This window comes from Saprospiraceae bacterium (assembly GCA_016719615.1).
Classification (GTDB): domain Bacteria; phylum Bacteroidota; class Bacteroidia; order Chitinophagales; family Saprospiraceae; genus Vicinibacter.
The window spans coordinates 324,555-346,237 of record JADJYQ010000007.1; the positions used below are offsets into that span (position 1 = coordinate 324,555).

At 38.9% G+C, this 21,683-nt stretch carries 19 protein-coding genes and 1 pseudogene; 17 read left to right on the top strand and 3 right to left on the bottom strand.

Annotation, left to right across the window (positions count from 1 at the left end):
- Positions 1 to 85 precede the first annotated feature (85 nt).
- From IPM92_16005 to IPM92_16015, 3 genes are all read left to right on the top strand, one after another.
- Complete coding sequence (locus tag IPM92_16005; GenBank protein MBK9109827.1) at positions 86 to 481, top strand: hypothetical protein; 396 nt, start codon at positions 86 to 88, stop codon at positions 479 to 481.
- A gap of 108 nt (positions 482 to 589) precedes the next feature.
- Positions 590 to 1,066, top strand: coding sequence for a DUF456 domain-containing protein (locus tag IPM92_16010; protein MBK9109828.1), 477 nt, complete (start codon positions 590 to 592; stop codon positions 1,064 to 1,066).
- A gap of 606 nt (positions 1,067 to 1,672) precedes the next feature.
- Positions 1,673 to 4,603, top strand: coding sequence for a DNA polymerase III subunit alpha (locus tag IPM92_16015; GenBank protein MBK9109829.1), 2,931 nt, complete (start codon positions 1,673 to 1,675; stop codon positions 4,601 to 4,603).
- Between the two features lie 240 nt (positions 4,604 to 4,843).
- Here the strand turns inward: IPM92_16015 and IPM92_16020 are convergent, their stop codons facing one another.
- On the bottom strand, positions 4,844 to 6,619 hold the full coding sequence (locus IPM92_16020) for a hypothetical protein (protein MBK9109830.1): 1,776 nt from the start codon (positions 6,617 to 6,619) through the stop codon (positions 4,844 to 4,846).
- A gap of 69 nt (positions 6,620 to 6,688) precedes the next feature.
- Here IPM92_16020 and IPM92_16025 point away from each other — a divergent pair, with 69 nt between their 5' ends.
- From IPM92_16025 to trmB, 4 genes are all read left to right on the top strand, one after another.
- Positions 6,689 to 7,201, top strand: a complete 513-nt coding sequence (locus tag IPM92_16025) for a hypothetical protein (GenBank protein ID MBK9109831.1) — start codon at positions 6,689 to 6,691, stop codon at positions 7,199 to 7,201.
- An 86-nt stretch (positions 7,202 to 7,287) separates the two neighbouring features.
- Positions 7,288 to 7,686, top strand: a complete 399-nt coding sequence (locus IPM92_16030; GenBank protein ID MBK9109832.1) for a hypothetical protein — start codon at positions 7,288 to 7,290, stop codon at positions 7,684 to 7,686.
- A gap of 210 nt (positions 7,687 to 7,896) precedes the next feature.
- Positions 7,897 to 8,694: an alpha/beta hydrolase gene (locus tag IPM92_16035; GenBank protein ID MBK9109833.1), complete on the top strand. Its 798-nt coding sequence runs from the start codon at positions 7,897 to 7,899 to the stop codon at positions 8,692 to 8,694.
- The gene (trmB, locus tag IPM92_16040) at positions 8,691 to 9,389 is read left to right on the top strand and encodes a tRNA (guanosine(46)-N7)-methyltransferase TrmB (GenBank protein ID MBK9109834.1); all 699 of its coding nucleotides are present in this window, start codon (positions 8,691 to 8,693) and stop codon (positions 9,387 to 9,389) included. Before IPM92_16035 ends, trmB begins: the two co-directional genes overlap by 4 nt.
- A 391-nt stretch (positions 9,390 to 9,780) precedes the next feature.
- Here the strand turns inward: trmB and IPM92_16045 are convergent, their stop codons facing one another.
- Positions 9,781 to 10,710 (bottom strand): isoaspartyl peptidase/L-asparaginase, encoded by a 930-nt coding sequence (locus IPM92_16045; GenBank protein MBK9109835.1) that lies wholly within the window; start codon positions 10,708 to 10,710, stop codon positions 9,781 to 9,783.
- Positions 10,711 to 10,964: 254 nt separating this feature from the next.
- On the opposite strand from IPM92_16045, the gene IPM92_16050 reads away from it, so the two are divergent.
- The 9 genes and pseudogenes from IPM92_16050 to asnB all read left to right on the top strand — a co-directional run bounded on the left by IPM92_16050 (position 10,965) and on the right by asnB (position 20,535).
- A complete protein-coding gene (locus tag IPM92_16050) occupies positions 10,965 to 11,651 on the top strand; it encodes an alpha/beta fold hydrolase (protein ID MBK9109836.1) in 687 nt (228 codons plus the stop codon).
- 12 nt (positions 11,652 to 11,663) lie between these two features.
- Positions 11,664 to 13,142, top strand: coding sequence for a right-handed parallel beta-helix repeat-containing protein (locus tag IPM92_16055; protein ID MBK9109837.1), 1,479 nt, complete (start codon positions 11,664 to 11,666; stop codon positions 13,140 to 13,142).
- A 1,231-nt stretch (positions 13,143 to 14,373) separates the two neighbouring features.
- A complete protein-coding gene (locus IPM92_16060) occupies positions 14,374 to 14,784 on the top strand; it encodes a hypothetical protein (protein ID MBK9109838.1) in 411 nt (136 codons plus the stop codon).
- The gene (locus tag IPM92_16065) at positions 14,781 to 15,329 is read left to right on the top strand and encodes a hypothetical protein (GenBank protein MBK9109839.1); all 549 of its coding nucleotides are present in this window, start codon (positions 14,781 to 14,783) and stop codon (positions 15,327 to 15,329) included. Before IPM92_16060 ends, IPM92_16065 begins: the two co-directional genes overlap by 4 nt.
- A gap of 35 nt (positions 15,330 to 15,364) precedes the next feature.
- Positions 15,365 to 15,817: a hypothetical protein gene (locus IPM92_16070; protein ID MBK9109840.1), complete on the top strand. Its 453-nt coding sequence runs from the start codon at positions 15,365 to 15,367 to the stop codon at positions 15,815 to 15,817.
- A complete protein-coding gene (locus IPM92_16075; protein ID MBK9109841.1) occupies positions 15,736 to 16,263 on the top strand; it encodes a CHAP domain-containing protein in 528 nt (175 codons plus the stop codon). Before IPM92_16070 ends, IPM92_16075 begins: the two co-directional genes overlap by 82 nt.
- A gap of 212 nt (positions 16,264 to 16,475) precedes the next feature.
- Positions 16,476 to 17,449 (top strand): annotated as a pseudogene (locus IPM92_16080) (NAD-dependent epimerase/dehydratase family protein).
- Positions 17,450 to 17,523: 74 nt separating this feature from the next.
- Entirely contained in the window at positions 17,524 to 18,636 is a 1,113-nt protein-coding gene (locus IPM92_16085; protein ID MBK9109842.1) for a DegT/DnrJ/EryC1/StrS family aminotransferase, read from the top strand.
- A 3-nt stretch (positions 18,637 to 18,639) separates the two neighbouring features.
- On the top strand, positions 18,640 to 20,535 hold the full coding sequence (asnB, locus tag IPM92_16090; protein MBK9109843.1) for an asparagine synthase (glutamine-hydrolyzing): 1,896 nt from the start codon (positions 18,640 to 18,642) through the stop codon (positions 20,533 to 20,535).
- 50 nt (positions 20,536 to 20,585) lie between these two features.
- Here asnB and IPM92_16095 read toward each other — a convergent pair whose 3' ends face one another.
- Positions 20,586 to 21,014, bottom strand: a complete 429-nt coding sequence (locus tag IPM92_16095) for a hypothetical protein (protein ID MBK9109844.1) — start codon at positions 21,012 to 21,014, stop codon at positions 20,586 to 20,588.
- A 157-nt stretch (positions 21,015 to 21,171) separates the two neighbouring features.
- Here IPM92_16095 and IPM92_16100 point away from each other — a divergent pair, with 157 nt between their 5' ends.
- Entirely contained in the window at positions 21,172 to 21,681 is a 510-nt protein-coding gene (locus tag IPM92_16100; protein ID MBK9109845.1) for an acyltransferase, read from the top strand.
- Positions 21,682 to 21,683: the final 2 nt, after the last annotated feature.

Sequence of the window (21,683 nt, forward strand, 5' to 3'; positions counted from 1 at the left end):
CTCCTCCATTTTTTTTTAATGATTCCAGAGCCATATTTGCCGCTCTTAAAAATATACAGTACATTGTAAAGTAAAGTGAACACGTATGAACCGATCAGAAATTTTTTATCAGAAACTAGCTTATTTGTTTTATGCAGTGGCCGATGCAGACGGGAATGTCGAAAAACAAGAACTCGATAAATTGCATGAAGAAGTACTTCGAATTTGGAAATCATTGGATGATGGTGTTGATGAATTCAACACGGATCTTTCTTTTGAAATTGAAGCCGTCTTTGAATGGCTTGATGAAAATCAATTTTCTTACAAGGATGCCTATACGGAATTCAAAGATTATGCACTCGAACACAAATCTTTGTTTGACGAAGATATCAAAAAGCGGATTATGCATACCGCACGTGAATTGGCTGCTGTCTATCGCAAAATAAACCATCTAGAAGAAAACCTACTTCACGATCTTGAAAATTTTTTACACAAATTATAAATCGTTTGTCGGTTTTTATAATAAACTTGTCGATTCGCCCTTAATGATAGAGATTCCAATCTTATCTTTCTTTTGAATTTCAATTTAATCCTTGAATTTCGCATATAGATGTTTCTGGATATCATACTGATCAGCTTTGGGTTTATTGCTTTGCTTGTGGGACTTGCCGGTTCAATTCTTCCTTTGCCGGGTCCCCCTTTAAGTCTACTAGGAATGTTTCTCATTCACTGGAGTCATAAAATTGATTTTGGAAGTCATTATTTATGGTGTTTCAGCATACTTACCATTTTGATTACAATTCTCGATTTTGTAATACCTGCCATCGGACAAAAAAAATTTGGTGGAAGTAAAATGGGAGTAATCGGCGGAATGCTTGGTATGTTTATAGGTTTGGCTGGTGGCATTGTGGGTATGTTAATAGGTACTTTTCTTGGTGGACTCATCGGTGAATTACTCGTTGGAAATAAAGGTCCGCAGGCATTTAAAGCTTCGATGGGTTCTTTCGTTGGATTTCTATTCGGCAGCCTCTTAAAAATGGTCTTGTGCCTAGCTATGTTGTGGGTATCTATTGTAGCTTTTTTTTGATTGCATTTTTTTAGGAAACAAATTATCTTTTTTGCGATCCTGATTTTAGTCGATATTTATTGATGGTTGGGGTTCTATTGGACTTTTTTTTGCCACGAAGGCGCTAAGGCACTAAGGACCACTAAGTATTCCTCTTCGTGGTACTTCGTGTCTTCGTGACTTTGTGGCCTCGCTTTTTCGAGATCTTCATTTTATTCGATATTAACTAATACTCGGGGTTCCTTTTGGTCTTTTGAATTGCCACGAAGGCGCGAAGGCGCGAAGGGCCACTAAGTATTCCTCTTCGTGGTACTTTGTGTCTTCGTGACTTTGTGGCCTCGCTTTTTCGAGATCTTCATTTTATTCGATATTAACTAATACTCGGGGTTCTATTGGACTTTTTTTTAGCCACGAAGGCGCTAAGGCACTAAGGACCACTAAGTTTTTCCTCTTCGCGGTACTTTGTGTCTTCGTGACTTTGTGGCATCTCTTCTCTGAAAATCAATGATTTACACAGGAGTAAAACATTCTTTCGATTCAGCTGCTCAAAATTTATTAAAAATATATTGTTCATGTCGATTATTCGTCATATCATTGCCGAATAATTCGTCATTATAAGAATACCTTATGCAACTTTCGGTGCACTCCTATTTCTCACTGCGTTACGGAACCCTGTCGCCTGAACAATTGGCGAAGGAGGCGGCGCGGCTGGAAATAGGGGTTTTACCGCTGACCGACATCAACAACTGTTCGGCTGCCTTTGCCTTTGCGCAAGCATGTGAGCGGGAGGGTGTCCGGCCGATTTACGGACTGGAATTCCGGCAGCATGGAAAACATCTTTACACTGCCCTGGCTAAAAACGCCGAAGGCATTGCAGAGATCAACCGGCAGCTTAGTCGTTTATCGCTGGAAAGCATCGAAGTAAGGGCCCCTGAATGGCAACATTGTTTCGTCATTTACCGGAAGGCCCCTTGTGAACCAACAGCCTTGAGGGATTATGAATATATAGGAATAAAGCCCGCGGAAGTACCTGCCCTTTTTTCTTCGTCCTTGCGTCCTCACGTGGACAAGCTCGTAGTCTTTTGCCCGGTTAGTTTCCTTGACGGGCAGGGCTTTCGCACGCATAAACTCTTGCGTTGTATTGATCTGAACATCGTCATCGGTAAACTCGAAGCATCAGACTGCGCAGCCGGTGATGAAGTATTTTTTTCCCCGGCGCAGATCCGCGAAATATTTTCGCAGTATCCACGCATCGTCCGCAACACCGAGGCCATTTTGGACGAATGCCGATTTGAGATGCCGTCAGACGACATCAACAACAGACGTTGTTTTACCGGAGCACCGGAAGGCGACTATAAATTATTAGCCAAACTTGCTTTTCAGGGATGCCGCAGACGCTACGGCGCACACAATGACCGCGCCACGGACCGTGTGCGCCGGGAGCTGCAGGTCATCCACCGGCTTGGGTTTAGCGCGTATTTTCTCATCACCTGGGACATTGTGCGCTATGCCCAATCTGCCGGTTATTACCACGTTGGGCGCGGCAGTGGCGCCAATTCCATCGTCGCTTTTTGTCTTTTCATCACCGACGTAGATCCACTCGAACTCGACCTTTATTTTGAACGCTTCATCAACCCGCACCGTACCAGTCCGCCGGATTTCGACATCGATTTTTCCTGGAGCGAACGCGATGATGTAACGGAGTACATCTTCGAACGCTATGGTCGCGAGTATACAGCCCTGCTGGCCACTTACAACAGCTTCAAGGGAAAATCAATCGTGCGCGCACTCGGAAAAGTATTCGGTTTACCCAAAGCCGACATTGATACCATCATCGACCATCCCAAAGCCACAGACAAACACCATCCCTTTTCAAAACACATCTTTCATTATGGAAAACAGATTGAAAAATTTCCCAACTATCTTTCGATTCATGCAGGCGGTATCATCATTTCTGAACGGCCGCTTCACTATCACACCGCCCTTCAACAAATGCCCAAGGGCTTTCCCATTACCCATTTTGATATGTACGGGGCAGAGGACCTGCGTTTTCACAAGTACGACATCCTGAGTCAGCGAGGACTCGGACATATCAAAGACGCCGTTGATCTCGTGCGGCACAACCAGGGAAAAAGTATAGAAATTCACGACATCCAATCCATTAAAACAAATGAACGCGTGCGCACGCAATTGCGATCGGGCCAATGCATAGGATGTTTTTATATCGAATCGCCCGCCATGCGCGGACTGCTCACGAAACTACATTGCGACAACTATGTACATCTCGTTGCGGCGAGCAGTATCATTCGCCCCGGCGTTGCTCAATCGGGTATGATGCGAGAATATATCGAGCGCTTCCACCATCCCGAAAAAGTAGAATATCTGCATCCTATATTTAAAGAACATCTACAGGAAACATTCGGCGTCATGGTTTATCAGGAAGACGTGATGAAGATCGTACATCACTTTGCGGGACTGGATCTGGATGAGTCGGATGTCCTGCGCAGAATTATGACGGGAAAACGCAAGAGCTCTGATACTTTCCGCAATCTGATGGAAAAATATTTTAGAAACTGTAAAGAGCGCGGATACCCCGATGCCCTCACACACGAAGTCTGGCGCCAGATTGAAAGTTTCAGTGGTTATTCTTTTTGCAAAGCCCATTCCGCTTCCTTTGCGGTTGAGTCTTTTCAAAGCCTTTACCTGAAAGCGCATTTCCCGCTGGAATTCATGGTTGCGGTGATCAACAACTTCGGAGGATTTTACAATGCAGAATTGTACATTCACGAAGCCCGCATGCACGGTGCGCAAATCAAAGCACCCTGCGTGAATAACAGCCAATACCTCACAAGCATTGTGGGCAAAACCATTTGGATAGGCTTTATACATATACATTCAATTGAACAATCCATTGCACAACGCATCGTCAGAGAACGAAAACACAATGGCCCATATACGGATCTCGACGATTTCATCCGCAGAGTACCAATGGGTCGCGAGCAATTACTGCTGCTCATTCGCATCGGCGCCTTCTCTTTTACCGGCATGCAAAAAGCTGAACTCATGTGGCAGAAAAATGCAGTTCCCGAAATGGGAAAATTGCAGGCTGTACCCTCTTATTTATTTGCCGACGGCAGCGAAGAGTTTGAAATCCCAAAACTTGAAGAAGGGCCTTTTGATCAGGTCTTCGACGAAATTGAATTGCTGGGCTTTCCGCTTTGCAGTCCGTTTGATCTGTTGGAAGAAAAACCTGCTCACTCGATCCTTGCTAAAGACATGAAAAAGTACAATCGGAGTCAGACCCGAATGCTGGGGTATTACGTCACCCAAAAGCCTGTACGCACCAAACAGGGTAAGCTCATGGCTTTCGGCACCTGGGTCGATCCTGAGGGCGCCTTTTTCGACAGTACTCATTTTCCGCCTTCACTCGAACGCTATCCCTTTATGGGCCGCGGCTGTTATGTCCTTCAGGGGAAAATTACGGAAGACTTTGAATTTCCAAGTTTGGAAGTGGAGTCAATGAAGAAACTGCCGTATGTAAAGGATCAGCGATATTAAAACCAATTAAACTAACAGTTGTATGTTTTGTAAATTCAAACTAATAAGCGGAAAGCTTAAAGCTCAAAGTCTGAGAATATTTAAATTACAGCCATTGCGTTTTCAGAAAATGTAAAAATCCAGATCACTAAACACTTAAAGTAAATGAATAGCTTCGTTCCATGATTTAAGCAAAGCTTAAAACGAATAAACACAAATAAAGTTGTCATAAAATAAAACAGTCCGCTAAGTGCGTAAAAACTACCCTGGCTTATTCCATTTTTGAAACCAGTCTGAAATAATTTGAAAGTTAAATTTTATCAATCGCCCGCCACTTGCTCTTTTCTCAACGAGGTAATGGACCACAATTTTTTCAAGCCAATGATGAAGAGGTAGTAACATAGAAAATAAAACAACCTTGAGAGTAAAAAGTTTCCAAGGAACTTCATGCGTAAGATGATGAATTTGTTTATCGAGTTTTATGATGAAGAATTCGAATAAGAAAATAAAGAACAGAAAACCCAAAGTTCTGATAATCCAAATCGGAACATGTAACTGTACAGCAGCAAGCAAAATAAAAAGTACTAGACCTATAAAAACAGCAATAAGATTGTATTGGTTTTGGTGGACCTTGTGCAGTTGTTCGGTTTCAAGCCTTTTCTGAAGTTGTAGAATTTGCGCTCCATTTTCAAGTTCCATTTTAACGATATCGCGGTCGTGCTGCAAACTATCCGCCCGATCCTGCAAAGAATGAAAGATCTGTATAAATTGCACAGCTTCATTTCCCTGGTTCGATGCAACATAAATATCTTTTAATTTTTTTGCAGCAATAAGCTGGTGTTTGGTGTTGTTCAAATGGTTTACAGCCTCAAACGAAAGCAGGTATGCCTTAAGTGCCAGCTTCTGATCTCCCATTCGCACTTTAAAATCACCATACCGCAAATACAAGGAATAAATATTGCCAAAACCAGCATTACTCTGTGAATATGCCTTAATCACCTTCTGGAAATAATATTCAGCTGAATCTGGCTTTCCGCTAAATTCATGATAAGCCGCCATAAACTTAAAATAATTATCAGAGTCAATAATTTTAAACTGCTCTAATTCTTCAGGATATTGTTCAGAATATAATTTGTATAGTTCTGGAGCTTTATTTGCATCAAGAAAACTAGTTCGAAGAAAAGCAAATGCATATACCGAAAGTCTTTTAATTGAAAATCTTTTAGAATAATTGACAACCTCCTTAAACTCAGATAGATTAAAAGTACCGTCTTTATTAATCTTCCGTACATATTCCAATTTATGCAACAATGAAAAATAATAAGAAATTGAATCATTAGCTAACAGATCAAGTGAAACTAATTTGTACTCATAAGCTTTTTCGTGAAGATTATTTCGATTGTAAAAATCTGAGAGTACCCCCAGAATGAAAGATCGATAAAAAGTAATTTGGATTTCCTCCGCAATGTAATACCCCTCCAAAAAATTTTTCAAGGCCGACTTATAGTCTATGGCACGTTCATGAGCTCTTCCCAGAGCAATGTGTTCCAGAACTTTCATATCACCAGCTTCCATTGCGTTCAATGAAACCAATTTATGTGCGTGATTAAAGGATTTCAGTGCATCAAAAGTATGATAATAATAATGGTTAAGAGCAAAGTGAAGAATAGCTTGAAGTTGAGGATTTTTAACGCTGGAAGCACTACGCTCAAGTTCCATTACTAATTCTTTTGTAAAAAGCAAATTATTACCGGACAATTCCGGAAGGGTTAAATAAGCGCAACTAAAATAAACCAAAGAATCAATGATAAGGGATGACTTAAATCTTTGGATGGTACTTCTCAATAAAGAGTCTGCGGATCTCCAATCATCATTAAATTGGATATGAGTATAAGCTTCTAAAACGGCACCTTGAAATGTTGAAAGATTTAATACTTCCGAACATACTTTACACGATAAATTCTGTTGTTCTACAGTTGCTATTCTACATGAAATATTAGATAGAAGAATTGCGATAAGTAAAATAAATAATCTCATGTTATGGCAAATCTACGGAATGCATTATATTTAGGCTATCTTTATTCAAAATCAAACAAAATAATAATTATGAAAGACATTATTCTTGCCTGTGTTTGCATCAGCGCGGGTCTTTGTGCCGGGTATTTTATTTGGAAAGGTGGTGATACTTCTACGCCATGCACCATTTCAAATTGTTGCAGATTACTCAATGAAAATCCTGATTCTTGCCGCCTTGTAATTCCTGCACCAAACACAATTACTCCAGTTGATGATACGTCCACTCTTAGACAGGCTTACAGGTCTTATAAGCGCATGATGAGACCTGACTCTTCCGGTTATAGTATAAACAGAGATTTAATTACTTATCTCAATGGACAAATGCAAGCTAATGCTAACATTGTTGGTTTTCGATTGTATCCAGGAGCAGTTGGAACCCAAAATAAAACGATTTACATTGCATTGGTTAGAAATGGTTCAGATTCATATTATTCAGAATCCATGAATTTAAGTAAGGGATTTCAATTCAATGCAGAAGGTCTCATGGGATATACAGGTCCCTGCCCAGATTGGTGCGACAACAACTCCCGTATTATAAAGTAAGAAAGCCCTAAAATAGCTTTAACATTATTTTTTTTGGTTTCAATGTAACCTTGAGCCCAATACCTGGTCTATTCATTAAAGAATTTATGAAAACCAGGATAAGAGCCTTATTTATGACCTTCACCTTAGCAGGGTTCGTGCTTTCAGCCTTACTTGGATTAGGCTCAATATTTGACCGTTCAGCTGTAAATCCAAATTCTTTTAAAACTCCAAATCATGGTAAAACTGAGTTGAAGCAGAAACTGGCATTTAATTCGTTCAAACACATTAAATCAGTCTCTCCATACGCGGATACAACCGCAATCGTCACTGAGCAATTATTAACTTATAGCCAAACCGACACTGCTCATATTGTTGTTGAAGAACAGTTTGTTTTATTGGAAGAACCAAAGCCATCAGAACCTCCCCTTCTGATAGATAGTACCGATTATGCATTCATAGAAATGGATGGCATCGAAATAGACACAAGCGATTTACCAAAATAATCGTAAACAAATATAGATTTCTTCATATACAGAAATAGCTCAGACCCGGATTTGACCTTAAAAGATCCGGGTTTTTAACAATTCGAAAAGATAATTCCAGCCAATCACAAAAGTAATATTACAAAATACAATATTCAAGTTTAAGCTATTTAAGCTGAACAATTCCCTCATATTTTATACCTTGCCACCATGACGTGGACCTGGAGAAATATGGTACTTTTTACTGCAGCTATCTGCATATTGTATCTTCTAGGCTTGATGTCCGTATACATCCTCATTAATCCAATTGTATTTAAAACTGAACGCACTTCTAAATATGAGACTCCCAGCTCCAAGAGAATCGAACATTTAGAAATTCAATTACCCGGAAACCAACACTTATCTGCCGTATTGTATAAAACAAGCAGCATACAAAAAGGGGTAATCCTCTTTTTACATGGGGTGAGAGGTAATCTCGATCGCTTCCAATTCCAAAGCCAACAATTTGTTTCGCGCGGATATTCCGTATTACTTCCAGACTATCGGGGATATGGAAAAAGTAAAGGTGAGCTTTCAGAAACCAGTCTAACCGAAGACGTCACCGCTTGCCTGGATTGGTTGGCAAAACGCCATCGCGAAGACAGTATTATCATTTATGCTATGGACTTTCTGGTACCGATTGCCTGTTATGTAAATACCATGTTACCTGCAAGATTGTTGATATTAGAAAATCCGGTTTATTCATTAAGAAGCTGGATCAAATTTCGTTATCCCGCATTTTTCCTTCCCTATGAACTAAAATATGATTTTAATACTTATGAATATCTCCACGATTGCTTAAGTCCGGTATATGTCATTAGACCCAACAAAAAAGCGGCCTGCACCCTCATCGAAGCTCAAAATTTGAAATTATTGCTCAAAGATCCTGATACCTTTATCCAATTAGACGACAGACCGAATGAAAACATTTATGAGTTGGAAAGTTTCCAAAATCATTTAGATCGAATATTGAATTTTGAATCTTTATGAGCAAGCGCAGTAAACTTGAAAAATTTGCAGAAAATTTACACTTTGCAAATGTACTCGAGAATTTTAGTTTCGAAGATCCCAGATTATTCAGTAATCCTGACACTCCAGTTGACTATAAAGCTCAATGGAAATCAAGGTATTTCAACAATACAAATGAACTAGTTCTTGAGCTGGCCTGTGGCCGCGGCGAATACAGTATTGGATTGGCACAACAGTTTCCTCATAAAAATTTTATTGGTATAGATATAAAAGGTGCACGCATTTGGAAAGGAGCCAAAGCAGCGTTGACAGAAGGCCTAAGGAATCTTGCATTTGTAAGAACCCGAATTGAGCTACTACCTTACTTTTTTGGAAATTCAGAAGTCGATGAAATATGGATTACTTTTCCGGACCCCTTTCTTCGAAAGAGCAAAGCAGAAAAACGATTGACATCAAATAGTTTTCTCAATATTTACAAAGCAGTACTAAAACAGGGCGCTCTGCTTCATTTAAAAACAGATGACCCGGATCTATATGCATTTAGCCTTGAATCTATTGAACAACACCCATGCTATAAGATTTTATACAACAATGATTCTATATATGATTCAGCATTAAGTATTCCCGAACTAAATCTTAAAACCTATTACGAACGCATGCATTTGGAAAAAGGAAGAAAAATAAAATACATTCGATTTGAATATTATAGTTGTTAGGACATCTCTCCCTGAAATTAACAAAACAAAAATAATTCAATTTATCATCCGTTTGGAAAACGGAGTTTTCCTATCACCCCAGCGTATCCCGCTTTGAAAAAATTTGGGGTGTAGATTTTACACTATTAAAGCGGGAGAAGACTACTCAGAGCTACGGATTTAAAATAATAGCAACAATTTTAAAAGAACCAGAATCTGCCATCTTCTCCACAAAGTGGAGAGGAGCTGGAAGTGAAGTGGCTTGGAGGTACGGTGACATAAAAAGCCCAAAATGAATAAAAGTCCGCTGAACTTTGAAGTTGTTTGTTTTTTAATTCATAAATTAATTTAGGATTCGCATTATAAATTCAATTTCTATTTTAGGCCATATTATTTCAATTAACTGCGAATATTATTTTTCTTCTTTAAATATACTAATTACCGCTTTTTCACCATTTTTTTGATACGCCCGATACATGCCTTCGGTATTAAAATCAAGACATAAATTACCATTTGCATCAACTGCAATTAATCCGCCATCCCCATTGATAGTGGGCAATAATTCGTGGATGACTTTGTGCACTGATTCCTCCAAACTTAATTTAGCGTATTTCATAATACAGGCAACGTGAAAGGCTACATTCATACGCATAAAATATTCACCCGATCCGGTGCAAGAAATAGCACATGTTGAATTATCAGCCCAGGTTCCGGAACCAATGATGGGTGTATCGCCGATGCGTCCGAATTTTTTATTGGTCATGCCACCAGTAGATGTGGCGGCGGCAAGGCAATTTTGTTGATCAAAAGCAACTGCCCCAACTGTCCCGAATTTACGGGAGTCGTGATCGAGGGTAATTTCATTATTTTCTTTTGCAACTAACAACTGTTTGTATCTTTGCTTTGTAAAAAAATAATCTTCAGATACTCTTTTAATACCTTGTTTTTTCGCAAACAATTCAGCGCCTTTGCCGGCAAGCATCAAATGTTCAGATTTCTCCAAAACAGTTCTGGCAAGCAGCACCGGATTTTTAATTCTTCGAACCATGGCTACAGCTCCTGCGTCCTGAGTCTTTCCATCCATGATCGATGCATCCATTTCCTGCGTACCCTTGGAGGTAAAGACAGAACCTTTGCCTGCATTAAACAAAGGGCAATCTTCCAGATAAACCACACTTGCAGTCACCGCATCTAAAGCGGAGCCGCCACTTTCAAGGATAAAATATCCTTTGGCAAGCGCCTTTGACAAGGCTTCGCGATATTTGCTTTCAGATTTGGGATTCATTTCCGACTTCAGCAGCGTTCCGGCACCGCCATGTATTGCAATACTAAATTTTTTCACAGTTGTTTGATTGAAAGACAAATTTACGTTTAAATAATGGAAATCAAATTTGGGGTCGCACAAATGCAGCTGCCGTATGAGTTTGGCTTCGTGATTCAATGTTTCAATTTGAAAGCTGGTTCCCGATAAAAAATTTGCTGACTTGATAGATGTCCAGATTCAAACTACAAGAATTCAACACTTTTATAAATTAACATTTCCAGTCCTTGCCATTCAAATCATGAATGATTATCTTTCGACGGCAAATAATTCTGATGAAAAACCTTATCCTCTTACATGGAGCACTTGCTACAGCAGAACAACTCCAGGAACTTGCAAGCCTGTTACAAGAAAATTTCAAGGTATATATTTACGAATTCGAAGGCCATGGTAAAAACTCCGATTCAACGAATCCATTTCAAATAGAGAATATGGCAGAAGCTTTGGAATCCTTTTGCCGTTTAAATGATCTCGACAACACTTACATCTTTGGATATAGTATGGGAGGATATGTCGCTTTATACCATAATATATGCTACCCTCAAAGAACACAAAAAATTGTTTGTCTGGCTACCAAATTTGATTGGAATCCCGAATCCGCTCAAAAAGAAGCAAACATTTTAACAGCCCAAAACATTCTTGATAATTTTCCGGGATTTGCAAATCTGCTTCAACAAAGACATGGTGCACATTGGGAAAGCGTCCTTGAGAAAACTGCAAACATGATGACAAGTTTAGGAGACAAACCTATATTGGATAAAAATAATCTTATAAAAATTAGTGCAACGTGTTTATTGTTATTAGGCGACAAAGATCATATGGTTAGTAAAGAAGAAACAATGTTAGCAGCTGAAGCCATTCCTAATTGCAATTTTATAACATTGGAAAACACCATTCATCCTATGGAAAAGGTAGATTCAAAAAAACTTTTAACAATATTAATTCAATTCTTACAAAGCTAAAATTATTTGAAAATGAAAATTTACTGCTTTATTATAAGTTTGTTGGTAACTACTTATTGTTTGCAGGCCCAAACAACATTAAATGTAGGCCCGGGAAGGACTTATGCCAATCCGGTGACTGCCGCTGCTGCTGCTAAACCCGGAGATACGATACTCATTCATCCAGCCAACTACAGAGGTCCCTTTTTTATTAGCAATTTAAAAGGAAGGCGGGATGCCTTTATTTTTATCAAAGGAACAAATAGAGACCAGGTCATTTTTGATGGCGGGAGTGAATCTCTGCATTTTAGTGATGCAGAATTTATACACATATCTAATATTACGGTACGCGGTCAAACCGGAAATGGAATGAATATAGATGATGCAGGTAGTTTGGAAAGTCCAACGAAACACGTCATCCTTGACAACTGCGTTTTTCGCGATATGGCCGCAAGTGGAAATAATGATTTACTAAAATTATCGGGACTGGATTCTTTCATCATCAGGCATTGTCATTTTGAAAACGGCGCAACAGGAGGTAGCGGAATCGATATGGTGGGTTGCCATGCGGGGACCATCCGCAATAATCGATTTATTCAACTGGGAAGTAATAGCATTCAGGCTAAAGGGGCATCCAGTGAAATCGAAATCCTGTCCAACCATTTTACCAATGGCGGTCAACGCACTTTAAATTTAGGTGGGAGCACGGGCAGTGCATTCTTCAGACCAGCGGGTGCCAATTATGAAGCGAGAAACATTCTCGCGGCCGCCAATATTATAGAGGGATCAGTAACTCCCGTAGCTTTTGTGGGAAGCCGCAATGTGCGTTTTATCAACAATACGATCATCAGACCCGAAAGATGGATCCTTAGAATTCTACAGGAAAGTAGCGATACCAGTTTTTACCTAAGTAGTGCCAACAATAGTTTTATTAACAACATTGTCGTTGTGAATAATTCTCTTTCGACGGATGTCAATATAGGCCCCAATACGAGTCCGACTACTTTTAAATTTTCTAATAACCTTTGGTATCATCTCGATAATGCCAATTGGCGCGGGCCGCAATTGCCCGTCATAGAAACACAAGGAATTGTGCAGATGAATCCTCAGTTTATGAATTTGCTGAATGGAGATTACCGATTGTTATCTAATTCGCCGGCGATAGGAAAAGGAAAATTGGAAATTAACGTCAAGGAAGACTATTCCGGAAAATTTTATTTAAACCCACCATCTATAGGCGCGTATGAAGGTGGTTTAGCTACTTCTACTCACCAAGATAAATCAAATAATGTGTTGATTTATCCGAATCCGTTTGATGATGTTTTGCACGTTCAAGATATATTAGGTACAGCTCATCTTCAAATCTATGATCTGCGCGGAAATTTGCATTTCCAAACTCATTTAGATTCTGCATCACATGTAATTGATCTGGAAAATTTGTGTGCCGGATTTTATATGCTAAAATTAAAGTTTAGGGATGGTGAAATTATTAGAAAGCTAGTGAAATATTGAAGATCTCGTCAAAAGGAGCTGTAATTGTCGCCAAAAGATCGTCAGTTGTCATTTATTCGTTTTTAATGACTGTTTTTTAGGCAAGACCTCTTCCCAATAGATTAAATTCCCGGTTTTAAGTCGATTATTTAAATGGAATGAAGACAACAACGAGCTGCCTATTTTTATTCATTTTTTCCTTTTGAAACAGCTATTTTCCATTTTATTAAAAATATCAAACCAACTTTGGTTCCGGTTTATTGAAAATAAAACGTTTATTAATAAAATAAGAATTCCCAATACAGAGATTGAAAAACTTATTAAAAGTAAAAAAAATGCTATGAGAATTGCCAATACAAGTATTAGATTCGTAGAAAATTTACTTTGTCGTAAAAATCGCGTAGCTATAAGGGATGTAATAACAAAACTGATAAACATATAATCCCAGAAAGCTAATGGTAGCCATTTTATAAGAGGTCTAACAGCAAATAATAGAAGCATTGCGCCAGAAAAAAATACAAATCCGGTTTTAAATCTTTTGAAAGTATATATATCAATATTTTTCAAATGTGGCTTTTAGAATCCTTCGATTATTTAGTATTCTGGCATAAACATCGTCTTTGGAAATTTGGATTCAGATTATTGCAGCTAATTACCAGTAAAAATGATCTGATGTTTAGCCACCTTTAATTGGTTATTCTATTATACCATGCTTCAAGTTTATTAAACACATTCCAATTCCTATAATTATAGTTCAGTTTTGAATATTGATCACAAATTACAGCCATAATGAAAATACATATCCCATTATAACTTCTAAAAAACAATAGCAAGCAAATAAAAAAGCTCAGGCAAAGAATCAAATTAGCTGATGCCCGTTCTCTTTTTAAAAATACACTTGCTGTAATTAAAAAAATGGAGAATAATAGTATCGAATGTTCCAATATCCCGAATGAAAAGTTCTCTCCTTTAATGTATGACACAAATCCAAGAAGCAATATAATATATACTCCAAAACCTATAGACTGCAAATGAATAAGTTTATAATTTTCTGTTTCCATATTGTGCATTTGTAATTACGCTCCCATACCAAAGATAAGTATTTTATAAGAAATTCACAAATCAGCTAATGTAAATTCAAATGCCGTTAAATCACCCCCATAAATACAGGAAAAACACCCTTTCAAAAGAAATTTATTTATTTAAACTTTGCCCGACTGTCCATTTTTCGTAATTTCAAATTTATTTCGATATGAACGAACGACATTATAAAATTGCCTTTTGGGTCTTAATCCTGGCCATGATTGTCTCAACAGTGATATCCATATTTACACAGAGTAAATTGGACAAAGCCATAAATGAAATTAAAAACGCTAAAGTCATACTTGACTCTGCACAAGCTACCATCCGAACTATAGATGTCACCATAAATGGTCTTCAAGAGCAAACTGATAAGTTCAAACAAGAGTTGGAAAGCTTCCACCTCAAGAGTTTGCAGGTTGATAGTATCCTCTTAAATCGCGAAAAAAATATTCTAAACCGGGTTTCAGATATCCAGTCCAAAATTCAACAATTGCAATTGCAGCGCAAGGATATCCTAAATATGCTCAAAGAACTCCCTCGGGAAATCGAAACTAAACCATTAAAACCTCTAGGGCAATGAAAATTAAACTTCAAATTCTGGTAGTGCTCTGCAGTATTTACAGTACCGCAAATATGGCTCAGCTCTTGGATCCACTAAAAATGGGAGATAGTGTCAATATTAATGTTTATTACATCACCCGCGGTATTCAACTCGATAACCAGTTGGATACATTATGGTTATTTAATAAACCTACTTTTGATAAATACAACAAAGCTTATAAGCTCTTATTTACATCGAGCGACAGTTATGAAAATCTGATCAAGCAAATGGAGACACGCGACTCTTTGGTTAATAAACTTCTCGAAGAACGAAAATCAGCTTATGATGCTTTGTTCAAATTAAATCAGGACTTTTACAACACAAGCGGTAATTACATCAAATCAACTCAAGACTCGTTGATAAGGATGACCGGACAACTCACTACGCTCAGCGGACAACTCAATAGAGCCAATGAAAATCTGGATCAGGCCATTGAATACATTAAAAGTGCAAAAAAGGATCGATATAAATATTTGATCATTGGATTTTTGGCCGGAGGAATTATTGGTTATGTTTTGCATTAATATAATGAAATTTGCAGATATAAAAAAGTACGGATATGGTAGAACACGAAAATATGGAGCAAGGGAAACAACAAGGTCAGTCTTCCCTTAAAAAGTTAAAATACTTTCTTCTATTTTGGAATGGGTTTTGGTCTATTCCATTGTCATTTCTAGCCTTTTTTGGATTGGGAATATTGGGCCAATACTTATTCGGAGAGGGCGTTGGCTTTTACGATCCATCATTTTGGCAAGCCGCATTACTGGCCACCGGAGAGTTTCTATTTTTTAATAGCATTGCTTTTTTTACACTTCGTTTTTGTTTCAGACATTTATGGAAATATTATAAGGGAAATAAGGAATTTAATGTGCGTTCACAAAAACTTGAGGTAAGCAATCGCTCGAAAGATGACTTTGATAATTTACAAGCATGGCAAAAATTATTTCTATTGGTCTTTTTATACTGCTTTTTCATCGCTGCTTTGGTCAGTCTGTACAAAGCCCATGTATAAGTTGCATCTACCTCGATGAGCTCGGTGTGATAGAACAAGGAGGAGCAAATAAAGGGCAGCGCGTTGAAGAATATTTAAAAGCAGCAGGCGGCAAAGCAGGTCAGCCCTGGTGCGCTGCTTTTGTAAAATGGGTATTCGACCAGGCCGGTATTCAAACGACAATCAATGTTTATAGTCCGACCGCACAAAATAAAAAAAACCTTATATGGGCCAAAAAGCAATCCCTAAAAACGCCGCAGAGTGGCGATGTGTTTTGCCTGTATTACCCAAAATTAAAGCGCATCGGACATACGGGATTCTACCATCGTCAAATCAACAAAAGCATTTACGAATCTGTTGAAGGCAACTCAAATGATAGCGGAAGTCGAGAAGGCATCGGAGTATTTAAACTGAAAAAGCGAAGCCTCAATGCAACATACTCTATCAGCCGTTGGACGTCAGATTAAATGCAACAATTCATGTTGTTATAATTAACCATTTGTGTATAAATTAAGCTTTGCGATATTTATTCCCGCAGATTGCGCAGATCATGCGCAGATTTTTGTTTATAATATTCTCTGCGGCAAATCTGCGAGATCAGAGGGAAACAAACGGATCATGATAATTAATCCAAATTTTCTTTTGAATTCCATTAATTTTGCTGCAATGAATATACACTATGGAACTCAACAACAGTAAAATTCTGGTGATCGGCGGCGGGGGATTTATCGGAAGCTTTGTGGTCGAAGAATTGTTAAAACATCCTGTTGCGGAAGTCGTAGTCTACGATAATTTTACTCGGGGAAAAAGAGAATACCTTGACCGGGCATTGCTCGACAAAAGATGTAGTATTTTTCCTTTTGGTGGAGATATCCGGGATATAGATATTTTGGATACCGCTGTATATGGAAAAGATTATGTGATTTGCCTAGCTGCCATGTGGCTCTTGCATTGTAAAGATTTTCCACGCACTGCATTTGAAGTAAATATTGCCGGCACCTTTAATATTCTGGAAGCATGTGTAAAACACCAGGTTAAAAAACTGATTTGGTCTTCATCAGCATCCGTTTATGGGGATGCCCTAGAATTACCCATGACAGAAGATCATCCATTCAACAATAAAAATTTTTACGGCGCGACTAAAATTGCCGGCGAAGCCATGTGCACTGCTTTTAACGACAGATATGGATTACAAGTTATTGGACTTAGATATATGAATGTTTATGGTCCGCATCAGGATCAAACTGCCGCGTACACGGGAGTCATCCCTATTATGTTGAATAAAATTGATGCCAATGAATCACCTGTCATCAACGGAGATGGTTCACAGGCTTACGATTTTATTTACGTAGAAGACGTAGCTCGCGCCAACATATGTGCATTAACCAGCGAACAAAAGTTTGGGTTTTACAATGTAGGTACAGAAATTCAAACCTCCATTCGCGAATTATGTGATTTAATTCTTCAACTAAAATCATCGGATCTAAAGTGCAATACAAACCATATTCTGCAGATGATGCCCGCGCACTCGTTCAAAATCGCATTGGTTCCCGCATAAAAGCAGAAAACGATTTAGGCTTTCATTATTCTTTTACTTTGGAACAAGGTTTGCAAAAGCTGATTGAATGGCGTAATACGAGCAAAAAGTCATAGGCCAATCCTACCTTTGTGCTTCATAATTCAGCATTTTGAGCACAAGAAAATATATTCAGATTTCACAACCCTCTATGGGTCAGGAGGAATGGGAAGCTTGTAAAGGTCCCATTTTTTCTGGATGGATGACGCAGGGGCCCCAGGTAGCTGCTTTTGAGAAGCGATTTGCGGAGATCCATCAGGTCAATCATGCCATTGCAGTTTCCAATTGTACGACCGCTTTGCATTTAGCTTTAGTCGCACTTGGTGTTGGTCCTGGAGATGAGGTGATCGTGCCTGCATTTACCTGGGTTTCAACTGCAAATGCAGCTATGTATTGTGGTGCAAAACCGGTGTTTGTCGATATCGATTTGGAAAGTTTTAATATGGATCCTGCTCAAATTGAGGCCAAACGTTCATCAAAAACAAAAGCGATCATCCCTGTTCATCTTTTTGGCCTGTGTGCAGAAATGGATGCCATCAAATCCGTTAGCGAAGGACTACGCATCATCGAAGATGGGGCCTGTGCCGCAGGAGCCCAATACCATTCAATCCCGGCAGGAGGTTTGGGTGATATAGGCTGTTTCTCGTTTCACCCCAGAAAATCGGTAACTACCGGAGAAGGCGGCATGTTGACGACAAATGATGATAAGCTGGCAGAAATTCTCAACAGACTTCGCAACCATGGCGCTTCTATTTCTGAAGAACAAAGACATAAAGGTCCAAAACCCTATATACTTCCTGAATTCGAAATGGTAGGCTACAATTACCGAATGACAGATTTGCAAGGAGCTGTTGGCAATGTTCAACTGGAAAAATTAGATGCATTCATTCGTTATAGAGACCAATGGGCCGGTTTTTATGAAGATGCCTTTCGAAATATTTCCTGGATAAAAACTCCAAAAACACCGCAGGGATTCAGGCATGGATGGCAGTCATATGTTTTATTTATTGACGAAAGCCAATCACCAATTCAAAGAAATGAACTTATGGAAATTCTACAAAATAAAGGAATTGCTACCCGACCCGGCACCCATGCAGTGCATATGTTGCAATTTTACAAAAATACATTTGGTATTCAGGTAAATGACTTTCCTAACGCTCGTAAGGCTGATCAACAAAGTATGTCCATCCCATTACACAATCTGATGGAAGAAGAGGATTTTCATTACATTGCTGAATGCATTCAGTCAGTAAATCGAATTTAAATCATGTGCGGAATCACAGGCATTTTTCATTTAGACGGGCAAGCCGTATCCGAAGGCGTTCTCCGGAAAATGACAGATGCATTAGCACACAGAGGCCCTGATGGTGAAGGTGTATTTATTCATCATCAATTGGGATTGGGACATCGCAGATTGTCTATTCTGGATGTAAGTGACCGAGGGGCGCAACCCATGCATTCTGCTGACAATCATTGGGCCCTTGTTTTTAATGGTTGCATTTATAATTTTAAAGAGTTACGCGATGAATTGAGAAAGTATGGTCACACTTTCAAATCGAATTCTGATACAGAGGTCATTGTAGAAGGCCTAAGTCGGTTTGGTCCCGAATATCTGCAGCGGTTTGATGGAATGTTTGCCATAGCTGCATGGAATAAACAAAGCAAAACATTATACCTGGCTCGCGACAGATTTGGAGTAAAACCTTTATATTATTATTTTGCAAACAATACATTGTTGTTTGGTTCTGAGATTAAAGCAATCATCGCACATCCTGAATATCAGACGAGAATAAATATTTCTGCATTGAATGAATATTTTACATTCCAGAATTTATTCAGATATCATACTCTTTTTGAAGGGGTGTTTATGCTTCCTGCAGCAAATACTATGGCAATAGATAGCTCAACACAGCAATTGCAACATCATGCCTGGTGGGATTATAATTTTACATCCACTGATGAATCAATGGATTTTGAAGAAGCCAAGTTGGAAACTGAACGCTTACTTCAAAAAGCAGTAAGCCGTCAAATGGTTTCGGATGTTCCATTAGGGAGTTACTTATCAGGGGGAATGGACTCCGGGGCTATTACCGCCTTGGCCAGCAAACACGTACCCAGATTGACCACTTTTACCTGTGGGTTTGATATGAGCAGTGTTACAGGGGTAGAAGCCAATTACGATGAAAGAAGGGATGCCGAACTTATGGCCAACTATTTTAAAACAGAACACTACGAACAAGTGATTAATGCCGGCGACCTCGCCTGGTCATTGCCTCGCGTTGTTTGGCATTTGGAAGATTTGCGGGTCGGAATGAGTTATCCAAATTATTACATCAGCAGGCTGGCATCAAAGTTTGTCAAAGTATGTTTACAGGGAACAGGTGGCGATGAATTATACGGCGGTTATCCCTGGCGATATTATCGCGTATTCCAATCTATCGACAGACAAGATTATTTTGAACAATATTTTGGATTTTGGCAACGATTGGTTCCAGAAGAACAAAAATCGGAGCTGTTTCTACCACATTTAATACCCGACATTGACAAAGCTGGGCCAAGACAAGCCTTTGAACGCGTATTCCTTTTTAATGATCATCTCCGCTATGATACTCCGGAACAGCATATCCAAAACAGTTTGTATTTTGAAATAAAGACCTTCCTGGCAGGATTATTGGTTGTTGGCGACAAACTATCCATGGCGAACGGCCTGGAAGAACGCTTTCCATTTTTGGACAATGCTTTGGTAGAATTTGCACAAAAAATTCCGGTTAGGCATAAACTTGCAGATCTGGAAAAATTGAAAAAAATGGACGAGGATATTTTTGGAAATAAAAAACAGCTTTATAAAGAATTCAAGGATGGAAAAAATGTACTTCGCAAAGCATTGGAAGATTTTATTCCTGAAAAGATCATCAACAGACCTAAACAAGGATTCAGCGCTCCTGATGAAAGTTGGTACAGAGGAGAAAATGCACAATACATCCGGGAACTTCTTTTAAATAAAAATACGGTATCTACAGAATACATCAACAAAGCATACATTGCCCGCATTGTAGATGAACATTTGCATCACCGTATAAATCATCGCTTGTTGATCTGGAGTCTGATGAATTTCGAATGGTGGTGTAGGATTTTTCTAAATGGTGAAAAAATAAAAGCCTGATAAGTTATTAAACATACCAGGCTCTTATAAACGGAATCTAATCCTATATTCTAGGCCCTGTTGTATCCAAGCATCCAGCCTATGGCACCGCCAGTCAATGCCCCCATCAAAGCAGACATGAAGGCATTGATAATCACCATTGTAAAACTACTGTAAAAATTAGTTGAAGCCAAAAACTGAAAATCAAATCCCAATGAAATACATACGCTGATGATTGCACCTGCAATAGCGCCTGTTTGTAGCGTACGAATATTGGCCCAACGCTCGTAAATAATAGCCATCGCCAGCGACATAAAAAGTCCACTGATAAAATAATAAAGAATATTATGCTGGTCTTCTGGCAACATAATAGATTTTGCGGTATCCGATAAATTGGATTCCATTAAACCCTTAAAGACCAGTGCATATAATGCCCATCCAGCGAAAAAATTCACAATGGCTCCTGCCAATGTACCAAGAAGTAATTTGTTTGTGTTCATTTTGTTTGAATTTTAATTTGAACATAAAAATATATAAATTATAGCAAACTCTGAAATAACTTTATTCGGGAATTATTTAAAAACATAATTCAGAGCAGATTATTGCCCCCCAAAATATACAATAAGATTGTATATTGGCCACAGCTTACAAATTATTATGTTTTCGAAATTTATCTGGAATGCCCTTCAACATTGGCTCCTGGCGAAACGAAATCTGGTCCGGTCTTCGTTTAAGCGAACACTTCCGACCAATGAGCTTTTAAGTGATCGGTGGGAAAAAGCAAAATTCCTGGGTTTTGGAGAAGGCAGCAGTATTTATGACAGTGCCTGCGTTTATGGAGATGTATCTGTCGGTAAAAATACTTGGGTAGGACCTTTTGTCATTTTAGATGGAAGCGGCGGATTAAAAATCGGGGAATGGTGTTCCATCTCAGCTTCTGTTCACATTTACACTCACGATACCGTAGAATGGGCAACCAGTGGGGGAGTCGCAGCCTATCAATATGCACCCGTTGAAATAGGAAATAACTGTTATATTGGTCCCCACAGTGTAATTGCCAAAGGCGTTATACTTGGTGATGGCTGCATCGTAGGCGCCAACAGTTTTGTAAACAAATCATTCAGTCCCGGAACTAAATTAGCAGGAAATCCTGCCAAAGAAATTTAATA